The organism is Thiomicrorhabdus aquaedulcis, from assembly GCF_004001325.1.
GTDB classification, from domain to species: Bacteria; Pseudomonadota; Gammaproteobacteria; order Thiomicrospirales; family Thiomicrospiraceae; genus Thiomicrorhabdus; species Thiomicrorhabdus aquaedulcis.
In genome coordinates, this window is the sequence record NZ_AP018722.1 from 2,142,852 (window position 1) to 2,160,278 (window position 17,427).

13 protein-coding genes are annotated in these 17,427 nt (G+C 50.9%); all 13 read right to left on the reverse strand.

The window, feature by feature from the left end:
* Window positions 1–40: 40 nt before the first annotated feature.
* The 13 genes from EP181_RS09810 to EP181_RS09870 all read right to left on the reverse strand — a co-directional run bounded on the left by EP181_RS09810 (window position 41) and on the right by EP181_RS09870 (window position 17,405).
* Window positions 41–754, reverse strand: coding sequence for an NTP transferase domain-containing protein (locus EP181_RS09810; RefSeq protein WP_127471469.1), 714 nt, complete (start codon window positions 752–754; stop codon window positions 41–43).
* A complete protein-coding gene (locus tag EP181_RS09815; protein ID WP_127471470.1) occupies window positions 739–2,058 on the reverse strand; it encodes a molybdopterin molybdotransferase MoeA in 1,320 nt (439 codons plus the stop codon). The genes EP181_RS09810 and EP181_RS09815 overlap by 16 nt, the downstream gene beginning before the upstream one ends.
* On the reverse strand, window positions 2,058–3,050 hold the full coding sequence (locus EP181_RS09820) for a glycosyl transferase family protein (protein WP_232023422.1): 993 nt from the start codon (window positions 3,048–3,050) through the stop codon (window positions 2,058–2,060). Before EP181_RS09820 ends, EP181_RS09815 begins: the two co-directional genes overlap by 1 nt.
* On the reverse strand, window positions 3,047–4,489 hold the full coding sequence (gene cysG / locus EP181_RS09825; protein ID WP_127471471.1) for a siroheme synthase CysG: 1,443 nt from the start codon (window positions 4,487–4,489) through the stop codon (window positions 3,047–3,049). The genes EP181_RS09820 and cysG overlap by 4 nt, the downstream gene beginning before the upstream one ends.
* Before the next feature lie 21 nt (window positions 4,490–4,510).
* Window positions 4,511–7,273 carry a nitrate reductase gene (locus EP181_RS09830; protein WP_127471472.1) on the reverse strand — a complete coding sequence of 921 codons (2,763 nt, stop codon included), beginning with the start codon at window positions 7,271–7,273 and terminating at the stop codon, window positions 4,511–4,513.
* Window positions 7,270–7,593, reverse strand: a complete 324-nt coding sequence (gene nirD, locus EP181_RS09835) for a nitrite reductase small subunit NirD (protein ID WP_127471473.1) — start codon at window positions 7,591–7,593, stop codon at window positions 7,270–7,272. The genes EP181_RS09830 and nirD overlap by 4 nt, the downstream gene beginning before the upstream one ends.
* A 105-nt stretch (window positions 7,594–7,698) precedes the next feature.
* Complete coding sequence (gene nirB / locus EP181_RS09840; protein WP_127471474.1) at window positions 7,699–10,284, reverse strand: nitrite reductase large subunit NirB; 2,586 nt, start codon at window positions 10,282–10,284, stop codon at window positions 7,699–7,701.
* Window positions 10,285–10,369: 85 nt separating this feature from the next.
* Entirely contained in the window at window positions 10,370–11,638 is a 1,269-nt protein-coding gene (locus EP181_RS09845) for an NAD(P)/FAD-dependent oxidoreductase (protein WP_127471475.1), read from the reverse strand.
* A 10-nt stretch (window positions 11,639–11,648) separates the two neighbouring features.
* The gene (locus EP181_RS09850) at window positions 11,649–12,440 is read right to left on the reverse strand and encodes an ABC transporter ATP-binding protein (RefSeq protein ID WP_127471476.1); all 792 of its coding nucleotides are present in this window, start codon (window positions 12,438–12,440) and stop codon (window positions 11,649–11,651) included.
* 19 nt (window positions 12,441–12,459) lie between these two features.
* Window positions 12,460–13,275: a nitrate ABC transporter permease gene (gene ntrB / locus EP181_RS09855; RefSeq protein WP_127471477.1), complete on the reverse strand. Its 816-nt coding sequence runs from the start codon at window positions 13,273–13,275 to the stop codon at window positions 12,460–12,462.
* 71 nt (window positions 13,276–13,346) lie between these two features.
* Window positions 13,347–14,654: a CmpA/NrtA family ABC transporter substrate-binding protein gene (locus EP181_RS09860; protein ID WP_127471478.1), complete on the reverse strand. Its 1,308-nt coding sequence runs from the start codon at window positions 14,652–14,654 to the stop codon at window positions 13,347–13,349.
* Between the two features lie 349 nt (window positions 14,655–15,003).
* Window positions 15,004–16,260, reverse strand: coding sequence for a nitrate- and nitrite sensing domain-containing protein (locus EP181_RS09865; RefSeq protein WP_127471479.1), 1,257 nt, complete (start codon window positions 16,258–16,260; stop codon window positions 15,004–15,006).
* Window positions 16,261–16,595: 335 nt separating this feature from the next.
* Complete coding sequence (locus tag EP181_RS09870) at window positions 16,596–17,405, reverse strand: response regulator (RefSeq protein WP_269471134.1); 810 nt, start codon at window positions 17,403–17,405, stop codon at window positions 16,596–16,598.
* Window positions 17,406–17,427 lie beyond the last annotated feature (22 nt).

The window sequence follows — 17,427 nt, forward strand, 5'->3', positions numbered from 1 at the left end:
GACAATATGACATTTGCAGGTTAGTACTGTGACAATCAAATTAAGCGCTGTAAATACCCTTACCAAAACCCTCTAACTCATTGATGTTTAAAAACTTTTGTTTATCATTGAAAACAATAGGTTGGGCTTTTTCTTGCCTTAACCATTGGTAAATTGACCCAGAACTGTGCGCAGTATTTAATACGCTACTCGCTGTTTTAAGGGCATGATTTTGCTCTCTATTTTGGGCTGTATACATTTGCAACGCATTCAAAGAATGGCTAGGAAGACTCATGTGTGCAAAATACGATTGTGGCGATTGTGGCTTTTCTGGCTTTTGCAAATCATTAGAGAGGTACTGAGCAAAGCCCAAAGTACGCTCATGCAACGCGCTCATGCGTTGCAAATAGTCTGTGGGCAATGCCATGGAATCTACTGGGCAAGTAATCCAACGTGAAATGCCCAAATTTAACTGCAATGCACCCCATTGCAACGCGGCTTCTATGCCAGACAAAGGGCCTAAATAACCAGGGTTAATATCCGACACCACCGCGTCAACCAAAGCAGCGTAGCGTGCATTATTGCGGTTGGCACTAATCACACACACTGTGTCTTGGCCTGATTGATGTAGTTTAGCGCGCTGTGCGTTTAAGTCTTGTAACACCCATTCAATCATCGGTTTTTGGCGATACTCGCACCAACCCTTATCTTGTCCGCCCATGCGTTGCCCGCGACCGCCGGCTAAAATCAGCACGCCAATCATGAGTACGTCCACAGGGTCACCCAATCGCCCACCAACACGCGCTGCTTGGGTAAAAGCGCCATGTAACCATCGGCTTGCAAAAGGGTTTTTAAGTGACCGCTGGAGGGCGCTTCTAACACCACAACGCCAGCAGACGTACGCTTAACTTGCAACCACAAGGTGAGCGAATCGTGTCCTGCATACGCGTGTGCCATCTGCACCTGTTGGCTGTGAGCTTGCCAGTGGGTTGCTCGACACATTCTCGCCAAAAAAGCGTTTACAAACAGTTTAAAACTCATAAACCCCGCCAGCGGATTGCCCGGTAAGGCCAGCAGATGGCAAGCCGCAATAGAGGGGTCGTGCGCGCTGGGCCAACACACATACGACAAGGGTTTGGCTGGTCGCATTTGCAATTGCCAACGTTTCACCACAATGGGTGCGGCCATAGACGACAGCGCTTGAGTGACGCCGTCTTTGTCGCCCACCGATGCCCCGCCGACCGTAAGAATCAAATCGACGCGCGATTGCCAAAATGCCAGCGCATCACCCATCGCCCCCGGATCATCACTCACCTGTTGCATCGCCACCCATTCAATCGAAAACGCGCTTAACAACGAGCGCAACCACCATGAGTTGGTTTCGTATCGTTGCCCGCTTTGCAAGGCTTGCGTGGGCGAATCGCTGAGCGGCACCAGCTCATCACCGCTTAACAACACCACCACTTTAGGCATTGCCCACACCTCAACAAAACCGATGCCCATAGAGGCCAATAACGCCATCTCTACCGCACCTAATTTCTGTCCGGCGTGCAAAACCAGCTCGCCCTGCGCCAACTCACAGCCGACTTCTTTAATATTCGATTTGATTAACGGTTGGATCGGACGACGTAACCAGGCCTGGTCATTCAGGCTTTTTAACTCAGCGCATTCCAACGGAATAACGCAATTAACACCCTCCGGCAAGCACGCACCGGTCATCACTCGCACCGTCTGATTGGGCGCAAGCGCCGACATCGGCGGTTGGCCGGCCATTTGACAGCCCACAACCTCTAACCAGGCCTGGTCACAATCTAACGTGTTAGAACTTAACGTAGTCTTTGGTTTTGCCTTTGGTATAGCCGCAGGTGTTTCAGATATTTCTTGGGTGAAGGCATAACCGTCCATCGCGCTTAAACGCTGGCGTGGCTCGGCCATTAAACTGCACACCTCCACGGCTAAAATGCGCGCACTGGCGTCCACCAATGCAACACGCTCTACGTTCAATTGGCCTAATTGGCTTTGCTGCATCAACCAATCAAACACCTCGGTGTAGTCGGCTTTTTGCAGTTGCGCCATCATTATGGGTGCGCCAAACGGTTTTGCCAGGCCTGGTCAGCGTGTGCAAACGCTACGTCTACCGGCCATTTCTCTACCGCCATCAACGCCACGGCCATGGTCGCAATCACACACGCTTGGCCATACACGTCGTTTAGGCGGGCGTGCCAAAGTTCTAATAAATGGTCGTTTTCCCAGGTTTTTGGGCGCTCTTGGCGTTCAATTTGTCCTTTAAGCGCCACCGTCTCTTGTGTGGCGTGCTCTTTGTGCGAAAAATAGAGCTGGCTCAAGGCATCGGGTCTAATTTCGGCCTCGCCACCTTCGCCTTTAAACACCAAGTTGCACGGCGTCTGCAACGCCAGCGCGACAGCGTGATGCAGATTTTCGACCCCTTTATGGTAAATGCCTTGCACGGCCACCCGAGCGTTTAACGGGTTTAAACATTTTACCGCGGTGTTAAACACCGTGCGCACCCCCAGCTCGGACTTTAAGTGCAAAATGCCACGCACCGCAGGTGCAAAGTGCTCCAACCCCAAGTAGGTGGCGCGGCCTTGCGCGATGGCGTGCTGCGCGTCGCTTAATGAGCAGGCCTGGTAAAAGCCCAAAGGCTCAAGCACGCTGTGTGCGTAGGTGCGATTGCTAAATTGCCCAGCGTCGCCATGCAATAACACGGTATAGCCGTTTTGCACCAGCAACTTAATGCTCAGCAAAAAATACGGCGGATAACGCCATTTGCCGGCGTACGCCGCCCAGTCTAAATCAATGCGTTCGTCTAAGTTGGGCGCGTTTAAGGTTGAACGCAACCCTTTAACAAACCCCACCAGCTCGCTGGGCGTTTCGCCATTGGCGCGCATCAGCAGTAAAAACGCCCCCAATTGTTTGTCGGTCACTTGGTTGGCTAAAATCATCTGCAAAGCACGCAGCGCTTCGTCTTCGGTTAACGGACGGCGGCTGTGTGGACCTTTGCCCAAAATGCGCAAAAACTCGGTAAAGGGGTGATCCATACTGTCGCTCATACCGCCTCCTGAATGGGCGTGGACGCCGACGCGCGCAAACGTTCGCGCAGGTTAATCACCTCACCAATAATCAACAACGCCGGCGGCTTAATGGTTTGGGTGGCAATCACCTGCACCATTTGGGTCAGGTCGGTAATGGTAACTTTTTGATTGGCGCGCGTGCCGTTTTCAATAATCGCCACCGGCATGGTGGGACTTAAACCGTGCGCCAACAAACTGCGTTGAATCTGCGCGGCATTTTTAATGCCCATGTAAAACACCATGGTGTCGCCCGAATGCGCTAAACGTGCGTAGTCAATTTCTTGCGCGCCCGCTTGTTGATGCCCGGTAATCAGCGACACCGACTGAGCGTAGTCACGGTGCGTTAACGGAAACCCGGCGTACGCCGAACACCCTGCCGCCGCGGTAATGCCTGGAACCACTTGAAACGGGATGTTGTTTTGCACCAGCAGCTCGGCCTCTTCGGCACCTCGGCCAAAAATATAGGGGTCACCGCCTTTTAAGCGGGCGACACGTTTGCCTTGTTTGGCCAAATCGACCAACATTTGACTGATGTCGGGTTGCGCCACTTTATGCCATTTTTCGCGTTTACCAACGTAAATGCGCTCGGCTTCACGCCGCGCCATGTCCAAAATTTCGGGCGCGACCAGACGGTCGTACAAAATTACATCGGCTTGTTGCAACAAACGCAGCGCCTTAAAGGTCATTAAATCCGGATCGCCCGGCCCTGCGCCAATAATATACACCTCGCCCTGATGCGCGGGCATGGCGGCAGACTCGTGATTGCCATCGGCGTTGGCGTGCAACGCGTTAATTTGGGTTTGCAACAGCGCTTCGGCCTCACCCTCTTGGCCGTGTACCGCTTTATCAATAAACAAGCCGGTTAAGACCTTTTCCCAAAAACCTTTGCGCTGCTCTTCGTTTAAAAGATTTTTAACCTGCTGGCGATAGCGCCCCACCAAGTCGGTAAGCTGGCTAAAACCGTGCGGAATTAAGGTCTCTAAACGCGCTTTCATCACCCGCGCCAACACCGGCGAGCGTCCACCGGTGGAAATAGCGATGGTCATGGGCGCGCGATCGACAATGGCAGGCAAAATAAAGTCGCAATACTCGGTTTGGTCGGCCACATTTACCGGAATATTAAGCGCTTTAAAATAGTGGTACACCGCCAAATTAACCGCTTGCACATCGGTGGCGCAAATCACCAATTTAATGTTCAACAAACCCGCTAACTGACTTGGCGAAAACTCAGCCATCTGCCAGACAATTTTGCCTTGCGCCAAATGAAAGCGCATCTCGGTGCCCAATTGAGGCGACATCACTGTCACCATCGCACCGGCTTGAATAAACAGATCGGCTTTGCGCGCCGCTACCGCGCCGCCGCCCACAATTAAACAGTGCTGCTGTTTAATGTTCATAAAAATAGGTAAGTAATCCACGTTGATTCCCCTTAAAAAACATCAATGCATTTGACGCAACAGCTCGGTTAACTCGGGCACGCAACTGCCACAATTGGTGCCCGCTTTGCAGTGCGCGCCAATCTGCGCCACGGTGGTTAATTTTTGACTTTGTATCGCGCTCACCAACGTGTTTACCCCCACCCCAAAACAGGCGCACACTTGCGCACCTGGGTCGGGCGTGTTGCGGCCATAACCGGCCAACAACGCAAAACGATCACTGGGCGTAAGCGTGGCATTGGCAAACAAACGCCCCAACCAATCGCGGCTCGGAAGTGATGGAGATGGCGATGGCGTTGCCGCTAAAAACACCACCTGTTGCAGCGCGCCTTTTACCAACCACGCCGCGCGTGTTTGTCCTAAACCTGGGGCGTGATACTCTAAAAACTCAACCGCATCAACACCATTATTTAATGTATTTTGCCCACTACTACAAACGCTGGGCAACGCTGCCAAAGCGCTCGGCAAGGCATCCAAACGTCCCCTTCCCACCACTTCGTAGCGATAAAATGGGTCGCCTTGCACACTGACCCACGATACTAAATCGCTTAACAGCGCCGCTGGCAATGGGGTGCGACTGAGCACAAAGCCTTGCCAATCGCTCTGCAAGCGTGCCACTTGCACGGCGGCGTGTTTCAGCTCGGGTTGACCGGACAAGGGATCGACCACGGCGGGTATCAGTGCGTCCACACGGCCGTGTGCGCTGTTTTGTGCTGTCCAATGAATGGGCGCAAACACCTCATTGACGCGCTGTTGTTCAGACAGTTCGGCGCGTCCCATATACTGCCCCAAGGGGTTAAACACCCGCACCCAGTCGCCGGCCACAATGCCACGCGCCGCCGCATCACTGGGGTGCAGGCTAACAAACGGCTCGCCGCGATGCGCCAATAACCGTGGGGTTTTGCCGGTGCGCGTCATGGTGTGCCATTGGTCACGCACCCGCCCGGTGTTCAGCCGTAGCGGCCAATCGGCACTCAGCACGGCGTGTGGCAAGCGTGGGGTAATGGCGATAAACTGCGCCCGACCGCTTGGGGTAAAAAAACGGCCATCGCTAAACAGGCGTTTGCATCCATTGGGGTGTGCGGCGTTAATAGGCCAAGGTTTTGGACTAAAATCGGCGTAATCGGCGTCGCTTAAATTGACCAGGCCTGATAAGTCAAAATCGCGGCGGCCGTGCAAATCATCGTTTTCAAACCCCGACAGCGCGGCGTGCTCTCTAAAAATATCGGCCTCGCTGGCGTAGCTAAACGCGTCCGACCAACCCATGCGTTTAGCCACTTCACAGACAATCCACCAATCGGCTCGGGCGTGCTCGGGGCCTTGCATAAATTGGCGTTGCATCGAAATGGTTCTGTCCGAATTGGTGACCGAACCGCTGGTTTCGCCCCAAGTTAAGGCGGGCAGCAATACCGTGCCCACAGCCGTGGTGTCGGTGTGCTGCAAGCAGTCTTGCACAATCACGCACTCGCACCCTTGCAAAGCGGCTTTTACCGCATCGGCGTCGGGCATCGACACCACCGGATTGGTGTTGATAATCCAAATGGCTTTAATGTGGCCTTGCGCCACCGCGTCAAACATCTCCACCGCTTTTAAACCGTTGCTGCGCGCCATATTGGGCGCTTGCCAAAAGCGTTGCACGCGGTCAATGGCGCCGGGCGTGGCAAAGTCCATGTGCGCGGCCAGTTGATTGGCCAAACCGCCCACTTCGCGCCCGCCCATGGCGTTGGGTTGACCGGTAATCGAAAACGGCCCTGTGCCTTCTTTGCCAATGCGGCCGGTCGCCAAGTGGACGTTAATGATGGCGTTCGATTTATCCACCCCCGAGCTGGACTGATTGACCCCTTGCGAATACAGAGTCACCATTTTAGGGGTCTGCAACGCCCATTTAAACCATTGCTCAAGGGCGCTGGCGTCTAAGTCGCACCAGGCGGCCACCTCGTGCAACGACTCTAGCGCTTGCGCGCTGGCCAATGCGGCCTCAAACCCTTGGGTGTGCTGGGCAATATAGGCGTCGTCCAAACCGTTGTGCTGGTGCAAATAAGCCAACAAACCGTTAAACAACGCTGCATCGCTGCCGGGTTTTAAGGCCAAGTGCAGGTCGGCAATTTCGCACGTCGCGGTTTTGCGCGGGTCAATCACCACCACTTTTAAACGGGGATTGGCTTTTTTAGCCGCCGCAATGCGCTGGTAGACAATGGGGTGCGCCCAAGCGGTGTTCGACCCCACCAACGTAATCAGCTCGGCGTGCTCTAAATCTTCGTAACTGCACGGCACGGCATCGGCGCCAAACGCACGTTTGTAACCCACCACCGCCGAGGCCATACACAGCCGTGAGTTGGTATCAATGTTGGCGGCACCGATAAAGCCTTTCATAAGTTTATTGGCCACATAATAGTCTTCGGTCAGCAATTGTCCCGAAACATAAAAGGCCACCGCCTCACGACCGTGCTCTGCAATCACCCGCTTTAAGGTGTCGGCCACATGGCGCAGTGCGTTGTCCCAATCGACTGGTTTGGCGTTAATTTGTGGGGCAAGCATGCGCCCAGCAAACCCCAAGGTTTCGGTCACCGAGCTGCCTTTTACACACAACTTGCCAAAATTGGCGGGGTGACTTGGACTGCCTACTACTGAAAAAGCATCTACTGAAAAAGTGGCCTCCGAATCGGGCGTACTCGACACATTAGACGCACTGGGCGTAATGCGCATGCCGCACCCCACGCCGCAATAGGGGCAGGTGGTTTCGGTGACCTTGTTAGCCGTCGTCATGGCACGCTCACCCACACCGCGTGGTCTTCAATACGACTGGGGTAAACCGTAAGATAAATATCGGGGTGCTCAAAACACTGCCCGGTTTGCAAGTTGTAATGCTCTTTGTGCAAGGGCGAGGCCACCATCAACTGGCCTTTTAAATCGCCCACCATACCGCGCGACATCACAAACGCATGGCAAATGGGGTCGTAATTGCTGGTGGCGTAAACCTGCCCAGCCAAATAAAACAGCGCAATTTGTTGACCGTTAATCAGCGCGGCCACCCCCGAGTTGGCCACCAACGCATCCACTGAACACACATACTGAAATTGGCTCATAAAATTTCCTAACGATAATAGAGGTGCCCTAATGGGCTTTGACCAGGCCTGGTCAGTTTAAAATTCACATTGACCAGGCCTGGTTAAACCGCGTTTAAACGATTTTTAAGCGATTTGTTTTATTTCTACCGCAATCCCCGCCAAACGTTCGGCTTGAGTGGCGGGACGAATTTGACCGCGCTCCAGAACAAACGGTTGTGGGGCTTTGTCCTCAACGTTTACAAACGATTTAAAGCGTTGGGTAAACTCAGGGTTGTTAATCGCACGTTGCCAATCGCATTCGTAGCTGGCGTGCAACTGCGCCATTTGCGCTTCCAAATCGGCGGCTAACCCCAACGAATCGTCGATGACCACCGCTTGCAAATAGGTCAATCCACCTTCTAAATTGTCGAGCCAGGTGGCGGTGCGTTGCAAACGGTCGGCGGTTTTAATGTAAAACATCAACAGACGATCCACGTACTGAAACACCTGCGCTTGGGTTAATTTGGTGGCAAACAAGTCGGCGTGACGCGGTTTCATACCGCCGTTGCCGCACACGTATAAGTTCCAACCCTCTTCGGTCGAAATCAGCCCAATGTCTTTGGCTTGCGCCTCGGCGCATTCGCGGGTGCAACCCGACACGCCCATTTTAATTTTGTGCGGTGAGCGCAAACCTTTGTAACGGTTTTCAAGTTCAATGGCCATGGTGACCGAATCGTCTAATCCGTACCGACACCAAGTAGACCCCACACACGACTTTACGGTGCGCAAGGCTTTGGCGTAGGCTTGTCCCGACTCAAACCCTGCGGCAATTAGCTGTCGCCAAATATCGGGTAAATCGTTCATCTGTGCGCCAAATAACACAATGCGTTGACCGCCGTTTATTTTGGTGTACAGGCCGTACTGCGTGGCAATTTGCCCCAAGACAATTAATTTTTGCGGGGTAATCTCACCGCCTGGCACACGCGGAATGACCGAATAGGTGCCGTCCTTTTGCATGTTGCCCAAATAGTTGTCGTTGGTGTCTTGCAGCGGGATTTTGTCTTTTTCGAGCGCATAACTGTTCCACAGCGAGGCAAAAATATTGCCGGCGGCTTGTTTGCAAATTTCGCAACCGTGGCCTTGATGACCGTCATGGTGATGGCCGTGGCGTGCCATTAAGTCTTCAAACGTGGTGATATTTTCAACTTTGCACAGGTGATACAACTCTTGGCGGGTAAACCCAAAGTGTTCACACAAGTCGGTGTTTACCTCAACGCCCAGTTTAGTGAGTTCGCTGTTAAGAACATTGGTGACCAACTGCACGCAACCGCCGCACCCTGTGCCGGCTTGTGTGTTGGCTTTTATGTCAGCCATGGTGCAACAACCGCCGGCCACGGCCTCAACAATTTGACCTTTGGTGACGGCGTAACACGAGCACAACTGGGCGCTGTTGGGCAACGCGTCAGGGCCAAACAGTTCGGTGGTTGAGCCACCGCGATTGGGCAAAATAAGGCTGTCTGGGTGCTCCGGCAAGGTCATGTTATTGAGCTTAATTTGCAATAAATTACCAAAATCGTCGGCGTCACCGACCAACACTGCACCCAATAAGGTTTGGCCATCGGCCGACACCACCAATTTTTTGTAAATCTCTTCGGGGCCGTTTTCGTACACATACGATAAAGCAGTTTCGTCGTTACCGTGCGGGTCGCCAATCGAGGCAACGTCTACGCCCATTAATTTCAGTTTGGTGCTCATGTCCGCGCCGCTAAAATGGGCGGCTTCGGCGTTAAGCGTGTCCACGGCCACTTGCGCCATGGCGTAACCTGGCGCAACCAGGCCGTAAATCATGCCGTTGTGCAAAGCGCATTCGCCAATGGCAAACACGTCGGGATGAGAAGTAAGACATTGGTCGTTGATGGTAATGCCACCGCGCGGTCCGGTGACCAGGCCTGCTAACTTAGCCAATTCGTCGCGCGGTCGAATACCGGCCGAAAACAGCACCATGTCGGTTTCTAAAAACTCGCCGTCGGCGAACTCCATTTTGTTTAAACACGTTTGACCGGCCACAATTTGCTTGGTGGCGTGGGCGGTGTGCACGCGCACCCCCAGTTTTTCAATTTTGCGTTTTAACAGTGCCGCCCCCCCTTCGTCTAATTGCACGGGCATTAAACGGGGAGCAAATTCGACCACATGGGTTTGCAAGCCTAAATCGACCAAGGCTTTGGCGGCTTCCAACCCCAACAGACCACCACCGACCACCACACCGACTTTACCGGTGGCGGCCACGGCTTTCATCGCTTCCAAGTCTTCAATAGTGCGATACACCAAACAGCCTGGGCGATCATTTCCGGTAATCGGCGGCACAAACGGGTATGAGCCGGTGGCCAGCACCAATTTATCAAACGCCACCGTTTTCCCGCTGGCCGAGGTCACGGTTTTAGCGGCTAAATCCAAGGCGACCACCTTGTCGTTTAAGTGAATGCTAACGCCATTGTCTTGGTAAAAATTAGGGGTGACCAGCGATAAATCGTCGGCTGTTTTGCCCGAAAAATAGGACGATAAATAGACTCGGTCGTAGGCCATGCGCGGCTCTTCGCCAAAAACCTGGACGTTAAACTGTTTAAAACCCGGGCTTTTGACCAGTTTTTCGATAAAACTGTGCCCTACCATGCCGTTGCCCACCACCACAATGGTTTGCGCTGCGTGTTGTGTGTGTTGTGTCTGTTGCATTGCCGCTCTCCCTCTTTGGCGCGCCAAAGTGTCTTTGTACGTTTATGTGTTTGTATAAATACCGATATTTGTGCCGATAGTTCGTTTAAATCTCTAAACCAAAGATCAAATTATCTTGCGATTGGCTCAGGTCGTTTGGCGTGCAAATAAGCTCAAACAAACCGTTGGCATCGCGGGTGTCGCCCATTAACAGTGCGCCTACTAAGCGTTGGTTTTTAAACACCAGCTTGCGGTACACCTGCCGTGCCCAATCTCTAAACACCACACTGTGCGTGCCGGGTTGACCTTCAAAATCGCCGGCCGAAAACACATTTACCCCGGTTATTTTGAGCTGGGTCGCGACGTTTGAACCCACATAAGTGGCGGCGTTACCGTCTTCAGCGCACACGCCGCCCAGTACCTTGGCCAATACTTCGGCCTGTTGATACAATGGGGCGACCAAACCGTAGGTTTGTCCACGGTGTTGCACGCACTCGCCTAGGGCGTAAATGGGCGCTTGTGACGTCGCCAACTGATCGTTGACCACCACCCCGCGCTCCACCGTCAATCCCGAGGCGCTGGCCAACTCGGCATTGGGTTGAATGCCAATGGCCATCACCACCAAATCGGCGGCCAACTCTTCGCCACTGTCTAAACGCACGCCGGTTACCTGCTGTGTGCCCAAAACTTCAACCACATTGGCCGCCAATTTAAATTGCATGCCCACCAGCGCGGGGTTTTCTAAATGGGTTTTAAGCAACCCTGCGGCGCTGGCGTCCATTTGCTGGCTCATTAACTTGGCATTGCGGTGCACCACCGTTACCGCCACGCCTTGCTTCACCAAACCATAAGCGGCCTCTAACCCTAATAATCCACCGCCAATCACCACGGCTTTAGGCACTTTAAGGGTAGAACCTTTAACATTGACCCAATACAACATGCGATCAACGTCCGAGACCTCTCTAAAACTTACCAGGCCTGGTAGATCGCGTCCTTTAATGTCGAGCATTAAGGGTTTAGAACCGCTGGCCATCACCAGCACGTCGTAAAAATGGGTTTCGCCGCAAAAGGTGGTGAGACGTTTGGCCGCGCCGTCCAAATGCGACACCGTTTTGCCACTGTGAAACACCATGCCACGCGCTTCAAACCAGGCCTGGTCATGGGTCACAATGCTGTCAAAGGTTTTTTCGCCCGCCAACACCGGCGACAACATAATGCGGTTGTAACTGCATGGCGTTTTGCCTTGGCGCACGCGGGTATGCAAAGGCTCGGCGTTAAACACTTCTACTAAATACTGCCCTGGAGCATGCACCAGCAGTTGCTCTAAAAACCGCATGCCGGCCATACCCGCGCCCACTAACATGAGTTTTTTCATAACTACCAGCCTAGCCGTGTTTGCGCTGTTTTTCGTGCAAAAAGTGCAGCACTTGATGACGATAATGGTTGTAGTCGGCGTTGTCGGCCATTTCGATGCGGTTGCGCGGTTTGGGCAAGTTAATCTCTAAAATTTCACCAATGGTGGCCTCGGGGCCGTTGGTCATCATCACAATCCGATCCGACAACAACACCGCCTCGTCCACATCGTGAGTAATCATCAACACCGTGCTGTTAAGCTCGCCTTGAATGCGCATCACCTCGTCTTGCAAATGAGCGCGGGTTAAGGCGTCTAATGCGCCAAAAGGTTCGTCCAACAACAACACTTTAGGCTCTAAAGAGAGCGCCCGAGCAATGCCCACACGCTGTTTCATGCCGCCCGATATTTGCGAAGGCAAGCGGTCTAAGGCGTGCGACATGTGCACCATGTCCAAACTTTTTAAAATCCATTCGTGGCGTTGCTTGGCGTTCATGGTATTTTTAAAGGCTTTATTAACCGCCAAAGCCACGTTTTCGTACACCGTTAACCACGGCAACAACGAGTGGTTTTGAAACACCACGCTGCGGTCGGGGCCGGGGCCTTTGACCTCGCGATTTTCTAAAAAAACGTTGCCCGCACTGGCGTCCAATAGACCGGCGACAATGTTAAGCACGGTGGATTTACCGCAACCCGAATGGCCGATAATGGCAATAAACTCGCCTTTTTGAACCTGCAAATTAATGTTGCTAAGCACTTTAGTTTGGCTTTTGCCTTGACCAAACGCCATGTTGACGTTTTCAATCACTAAATATTTTTCTTTCATGACTCTCTCCAAACTCACATTAACTGGCGCTGGTGCCACGGGTAATTTTATTGCCTACGTAAGCCACCAATCGGTCCAAAATAAAGCCTACAATGCCCACATAAATTAACGCTAAAACAATGTCGCTGATTCTGGAGCTGTTCCACGCATCCCAAATAAAGAAGCCAATTCCCACGCCGCCAATTAACATCTCGGCCGCCACAATCGCCAACCACGACAACCCCACGCCAATGCGTAAGCCCGAAAAAATATACGGTGCGGCCGCTGGCAACATGATTTTGGTGAAATACTCATAACCATTTAAATTCAGCACGCGCGCCACGTTGCGATAGTCTTCAGAAATATTGCGCACCCCCACCGAGGTGTTGATGATAATCGGCCAAATGGCGGTAATAAAAATAACAAAAATAGCCGACGGATAACTGTCTTGAAACCCCGCCAAAGACAAAGGCAACCACGCCAACGGCGGGACGGTTCTTAACACCTGAAAAATAGGGTCTAAACCACGCATCGCCAAAGTAGACTGTCCGACTAAAACACCCAACGCTACCCCCACAATCACCGCCAACGTGTAACCGTACGCCACGCGTTCTAAACTGGCGAGTATTTGCCAACCCATGCCCACGTCGGTGCCGCCATTGTCATAAAAAGGGTGAATAATCAGCCCCCAAGTCTCTTCAATCACCCGACTGGGCGAGGGCAATGTGGCGCCACTTGACGAGGTAAGCCACTCCCAAATCAGCAATAAAACAATCATCACCACCAAGGGCGGCAAAAGATGATTCATGCCATAGTCTTGCGCTTGCTTTAAACGCTGTGTTGTTACCGAACTCATGTTCACTCCTTTGGGAGCGTGCGCTCCCAACGTACTTTAAAAAGTCTTAAATGGTCTTAAATGGTTAATCTTTAACTTACTTTAATGGTCTTAATGGCCAAGCTGTCTAAATAGGCTTGCGGGTTTTCTGGGTCAAACACTTTGCCGTCAAAAAAGGTCTCTTTGCCGCGCGACGTACCGGTAGGAATATCGGCTTTATCAATGCCCAACGATTCGGCCGCTTTACGCCATAAATCTTCGCGATTTACCTGGGCAATTAATGCGTTGCTGTCCAAGTTCATCGGCAAATAGCCCCAGCGTTTGTTTTCGGTTAAAAACCATAAATCGTGGCTCTTAAACGGGTACGAGGCCTGATCTTTCCAATAACGCATTTGGTCAGGATGGTTTTCAACCACGCGGCCAGTGCCATAATCAAAATTGCCTTGCATGCGGTCAACAATGTCTTTAAACGGCGCGTTAATCCAACGACGACTAGAACAAATTTTGGCTACTTCTTCGCGGTTTTCGGCTTGTTCGCAATACATCTGCGCTTCCATGACCGCCATAATTAACGCTTGAGTTGAATTAGGATTGGCATCGACGTAATCGGCACGCATTGAAAACGCTTTTTCGGGGTGGTTGTGCCACAACTCGCCGGTGGTGTTGGCGGTGTAACCAATTTTTTGATTGATGAGTTGCTGATTCCACGGCTCACACACACAAAAGGTGTCCATGCTGCCTACTTTCATATTGGCCACCATTTGCGCAGGTGGCACCACAATGGTCGATACCTCAGAACTGGGGTTAATCCCACCGGCCGACAGCCAGTAACGCATCCACAAATCGTGCGTTCCACCTGGGAACGTCATGGCTGCATTGACCGCCACGCCTTTCGTCTTTTTGGCGGCCAAAGCGGTTTTAAACTCACTGGTGTTGGTGCCCACTTTTAAATCGGCGTACTCATTGCCCACCGAAATACATTGTCCAGCCAAATTTAAGCGTGCCAAAACGTACATAGGCACCGGAATATTATTGGGTGTTACTGCGCCCGAACTAATTAAATACGGCATGGGGGTTAAAATGTGCGCCCCGTCAATACCGCCTTTGCCCGAACCCAATACCAAATTGTCGCGTGTCGTGCCCCACGACGACTGTTTAAGCACTTCAACATCGGTCATGCCGTGCTTGGCAAAAAAGCCTTTTTCAATGGCCACAAATAAGGGCGCGGCGTCGGTTAGGGCAATAAACCCCAACTTAGCTTTGGTGGTTTCTAATTTACCGGTGGGCGCAATGGCCGCATGCGCCATGCCACTTAACCCGGGCAGTAAGCCAGACGCCAAACCAATCCCAGCCCCTTTTAATAACGTTCTTCTTGAAATTCCATTTTTATGATCAACCATGATGTTTCTCCTAAAGCCTAAATTACCAAAACCCTAAAAACAAAAAAGGCGTCACATCATGCCTTGAACCATTCAAGTTCAAAGTAAGATGGACGCCTTAATCCAAAATTCAAATTGTGAGCCTCTGCGCCGACTGGCCGCCAGAGTGCAATGCTTAAACCCCAATTGCCCTAAGCTAATTAGTTAAAAGCTAAATACATGCCAATATAAAAAATAAACTCGTAACTAGCTGTTTTATAATGATTTATAATGATTTATAAATATTTACACATTACAGAATAAATAATATTTTATTTTTAAAACGAATGTTGCACCAAAACACAACACAAAAGCACCAATATAAAAAACACTAATACATTCGCTGACCTAAAACCTTTTTAGCCACTTCAACCAGCTTTTCACCCTCTTTCATCGAGCGCGCCTGCAACCATTGATGCGCTTGCTCTTCGGTTAAACCCGAGCGCAAAATTAAATGCGCTTTAGCGCGTTCAATTAATTTTCGCTCTAACAAGGTCTGCTGCGCCAAACGCAATTGTTTGGACATTAAACGTAAATCGTGTGCCTTGCTTTGAAGTTTTTCAAACAACAGCTGACTCACCCCCTTGTGCCCCTGCATAAAACCGTTTACCGGGTTTTTTTGGCCGTGCGCCTGCTGATGCACCAGCCACTGTTCACAAAACACTTGTTCTGAATTTAACAGCTGCTCGGCCTGCTGCATGCCTTGAGCGCACACCCGCAACAGCACATCAATTAACGCGTTTTCTAATAAATGTAAGCCATCAATGCGCTGTGTGGCCACTTCAAACCAGCGTTGCGCCAACACACAATCCTGTGGCGCATTAACAACCGAGGCGTCTGGCTCAAACAATTTTTGCCTAAACAGGCTAAATTGCGCCACTCGTTCGGGTGCGCTTAATTGCGCAAACAAGGTTAACTCGGCGGGCAAAGCAAATTCGCTAAACACATCCAAACACGCCTCTTGCGCCTCTTGCTTGTAAATAAATTCGGCCAACAACGCCGAATCGACACCCTGGCTAAACATCAACACCCCCAACGCGCGCTCTTGTCCGGCCAGCTCTTTGGCTTTCATCAAGTGCAATAACGCAATTAACGCTCTGGACACTTGCACGTCCATGCTCCAGTCAGCCATGTCCGAAATAACCATAAACAGACGTTCTACAATTTGGTTAAAACGCCCAATGGCCTCTAACGGCTTAATGGTCAATTGATTGACCTGCGCTCTTAACGCCGAAAGCTCTTCTAACGCGCCCAATAAAACCGCTAAGCTGGCGTAAATACTGCCGCTGAGCAATTTGTTATCAAACTCGCCACGCCACGCTTGTAACGCCAATAAAAACGCCTGCTCATCGTCCTCAAACTGGCGGCGATAACGCCCCACGGCGGCCAAATGCTCAGCCTGACACGTCACCAAATACAGCGTGCTGGCACCGCGCTCTAACTGCAATTGATGCACCAATAAGCGAATGGCGCGCACCAAACCCGAGGCTCTAAATAAAAACCCCAGTGCATCTAATTCCGATTTTTTAGACAACAAAAAGAAATCCATCACCTCTTTTTGCAGCGCTTCATGCTTTAACACGTCCATACGTTAACTCAAACTTAAACCCCAATAAATTGACTTTAAGCGAATTTAATACCCAATTAACTTTTTAATAAATAATTCAGATGGTTATCGAATTAACCCATTAATAATAAACACTTTATCTTTAATATATTTCCCAATAAGTAGCAACTTGCACCAAAATAACTCAGCGTAAATCGTAAAGTGTTTATCGTTCATCGTTAATAAAGACCAACTGTTTTGAATCTTACCAGGCCTGGTAAAATGCAAAAAACCGTTGTGAAGACATTAAACGGTCTAATAGACCCGTTTTATTTGGGGGGAAGGGTGAGCGCAACAACATTTTTTATTAACCTTAATTACGCCCACTTAGCCAAAATTTCTTTGAGCTTTTCAATGTCAATCGGCTTAGAAAGGTAGTCGTTCATACCCGATTGAAGACATTTTTCGCGATCCCCTTCCATGGCATTGGCGGTAAGTCCAATGATGGGGATTTGCTTGGCGTGGCTTTGACGAATGGTGGCGGTGGCAACGTAGCCGTCCATAATGGGCATTTGACAATCCATTAAAATAAGGTCAAACGACTCGGCATTAAAGGCCTCTACCCCTTCTTTGCCGTTATGCGCCACCTGCGATTGATAACCAAATTTTTGCAGTAATTTGACCGCAACCATTTGATTAACGGTGTTGTCTTCCACCACCAAAATACGTTTGAGAGAAGCCTGCTTTTTCTCTTGCTCAATTTGTAATAACGCCCGTTGTTGCTGGGCATCTTGCGCCGCGTGTTCCGCCTTAGAAAATTTTGGACCTTGAAGTATGCCCGACAACACTTCGCGTAAAATGCTTTGCCGTAGGGGTTTGCGCAGGCAGTAATCAAAGGTATTTTTGATCTCTTCTGGCCATTGGTTGGCATAGTGTGACGAGGCCATCACCAATTTAATGTGCGCACAACTGGGAAGCTGCCTTATTAATTCGGCCAATTCTAACCCGTTCATGCCTGGCATTTGCATGTCTAAAATAGCCAAATCAAACGCAATACCCAATTGACGATTTTGATTAATTATTCTTAAGGCTTCAACGCCTGAATTCACAATATAAGGCTCTAAATTCCAAGCTTTTAACTGTTTTTGAAGCATCGCGCAATTGGTCTGATTATCGTCTACGACCAAAATTTTTTGTTTTTGAAATTGC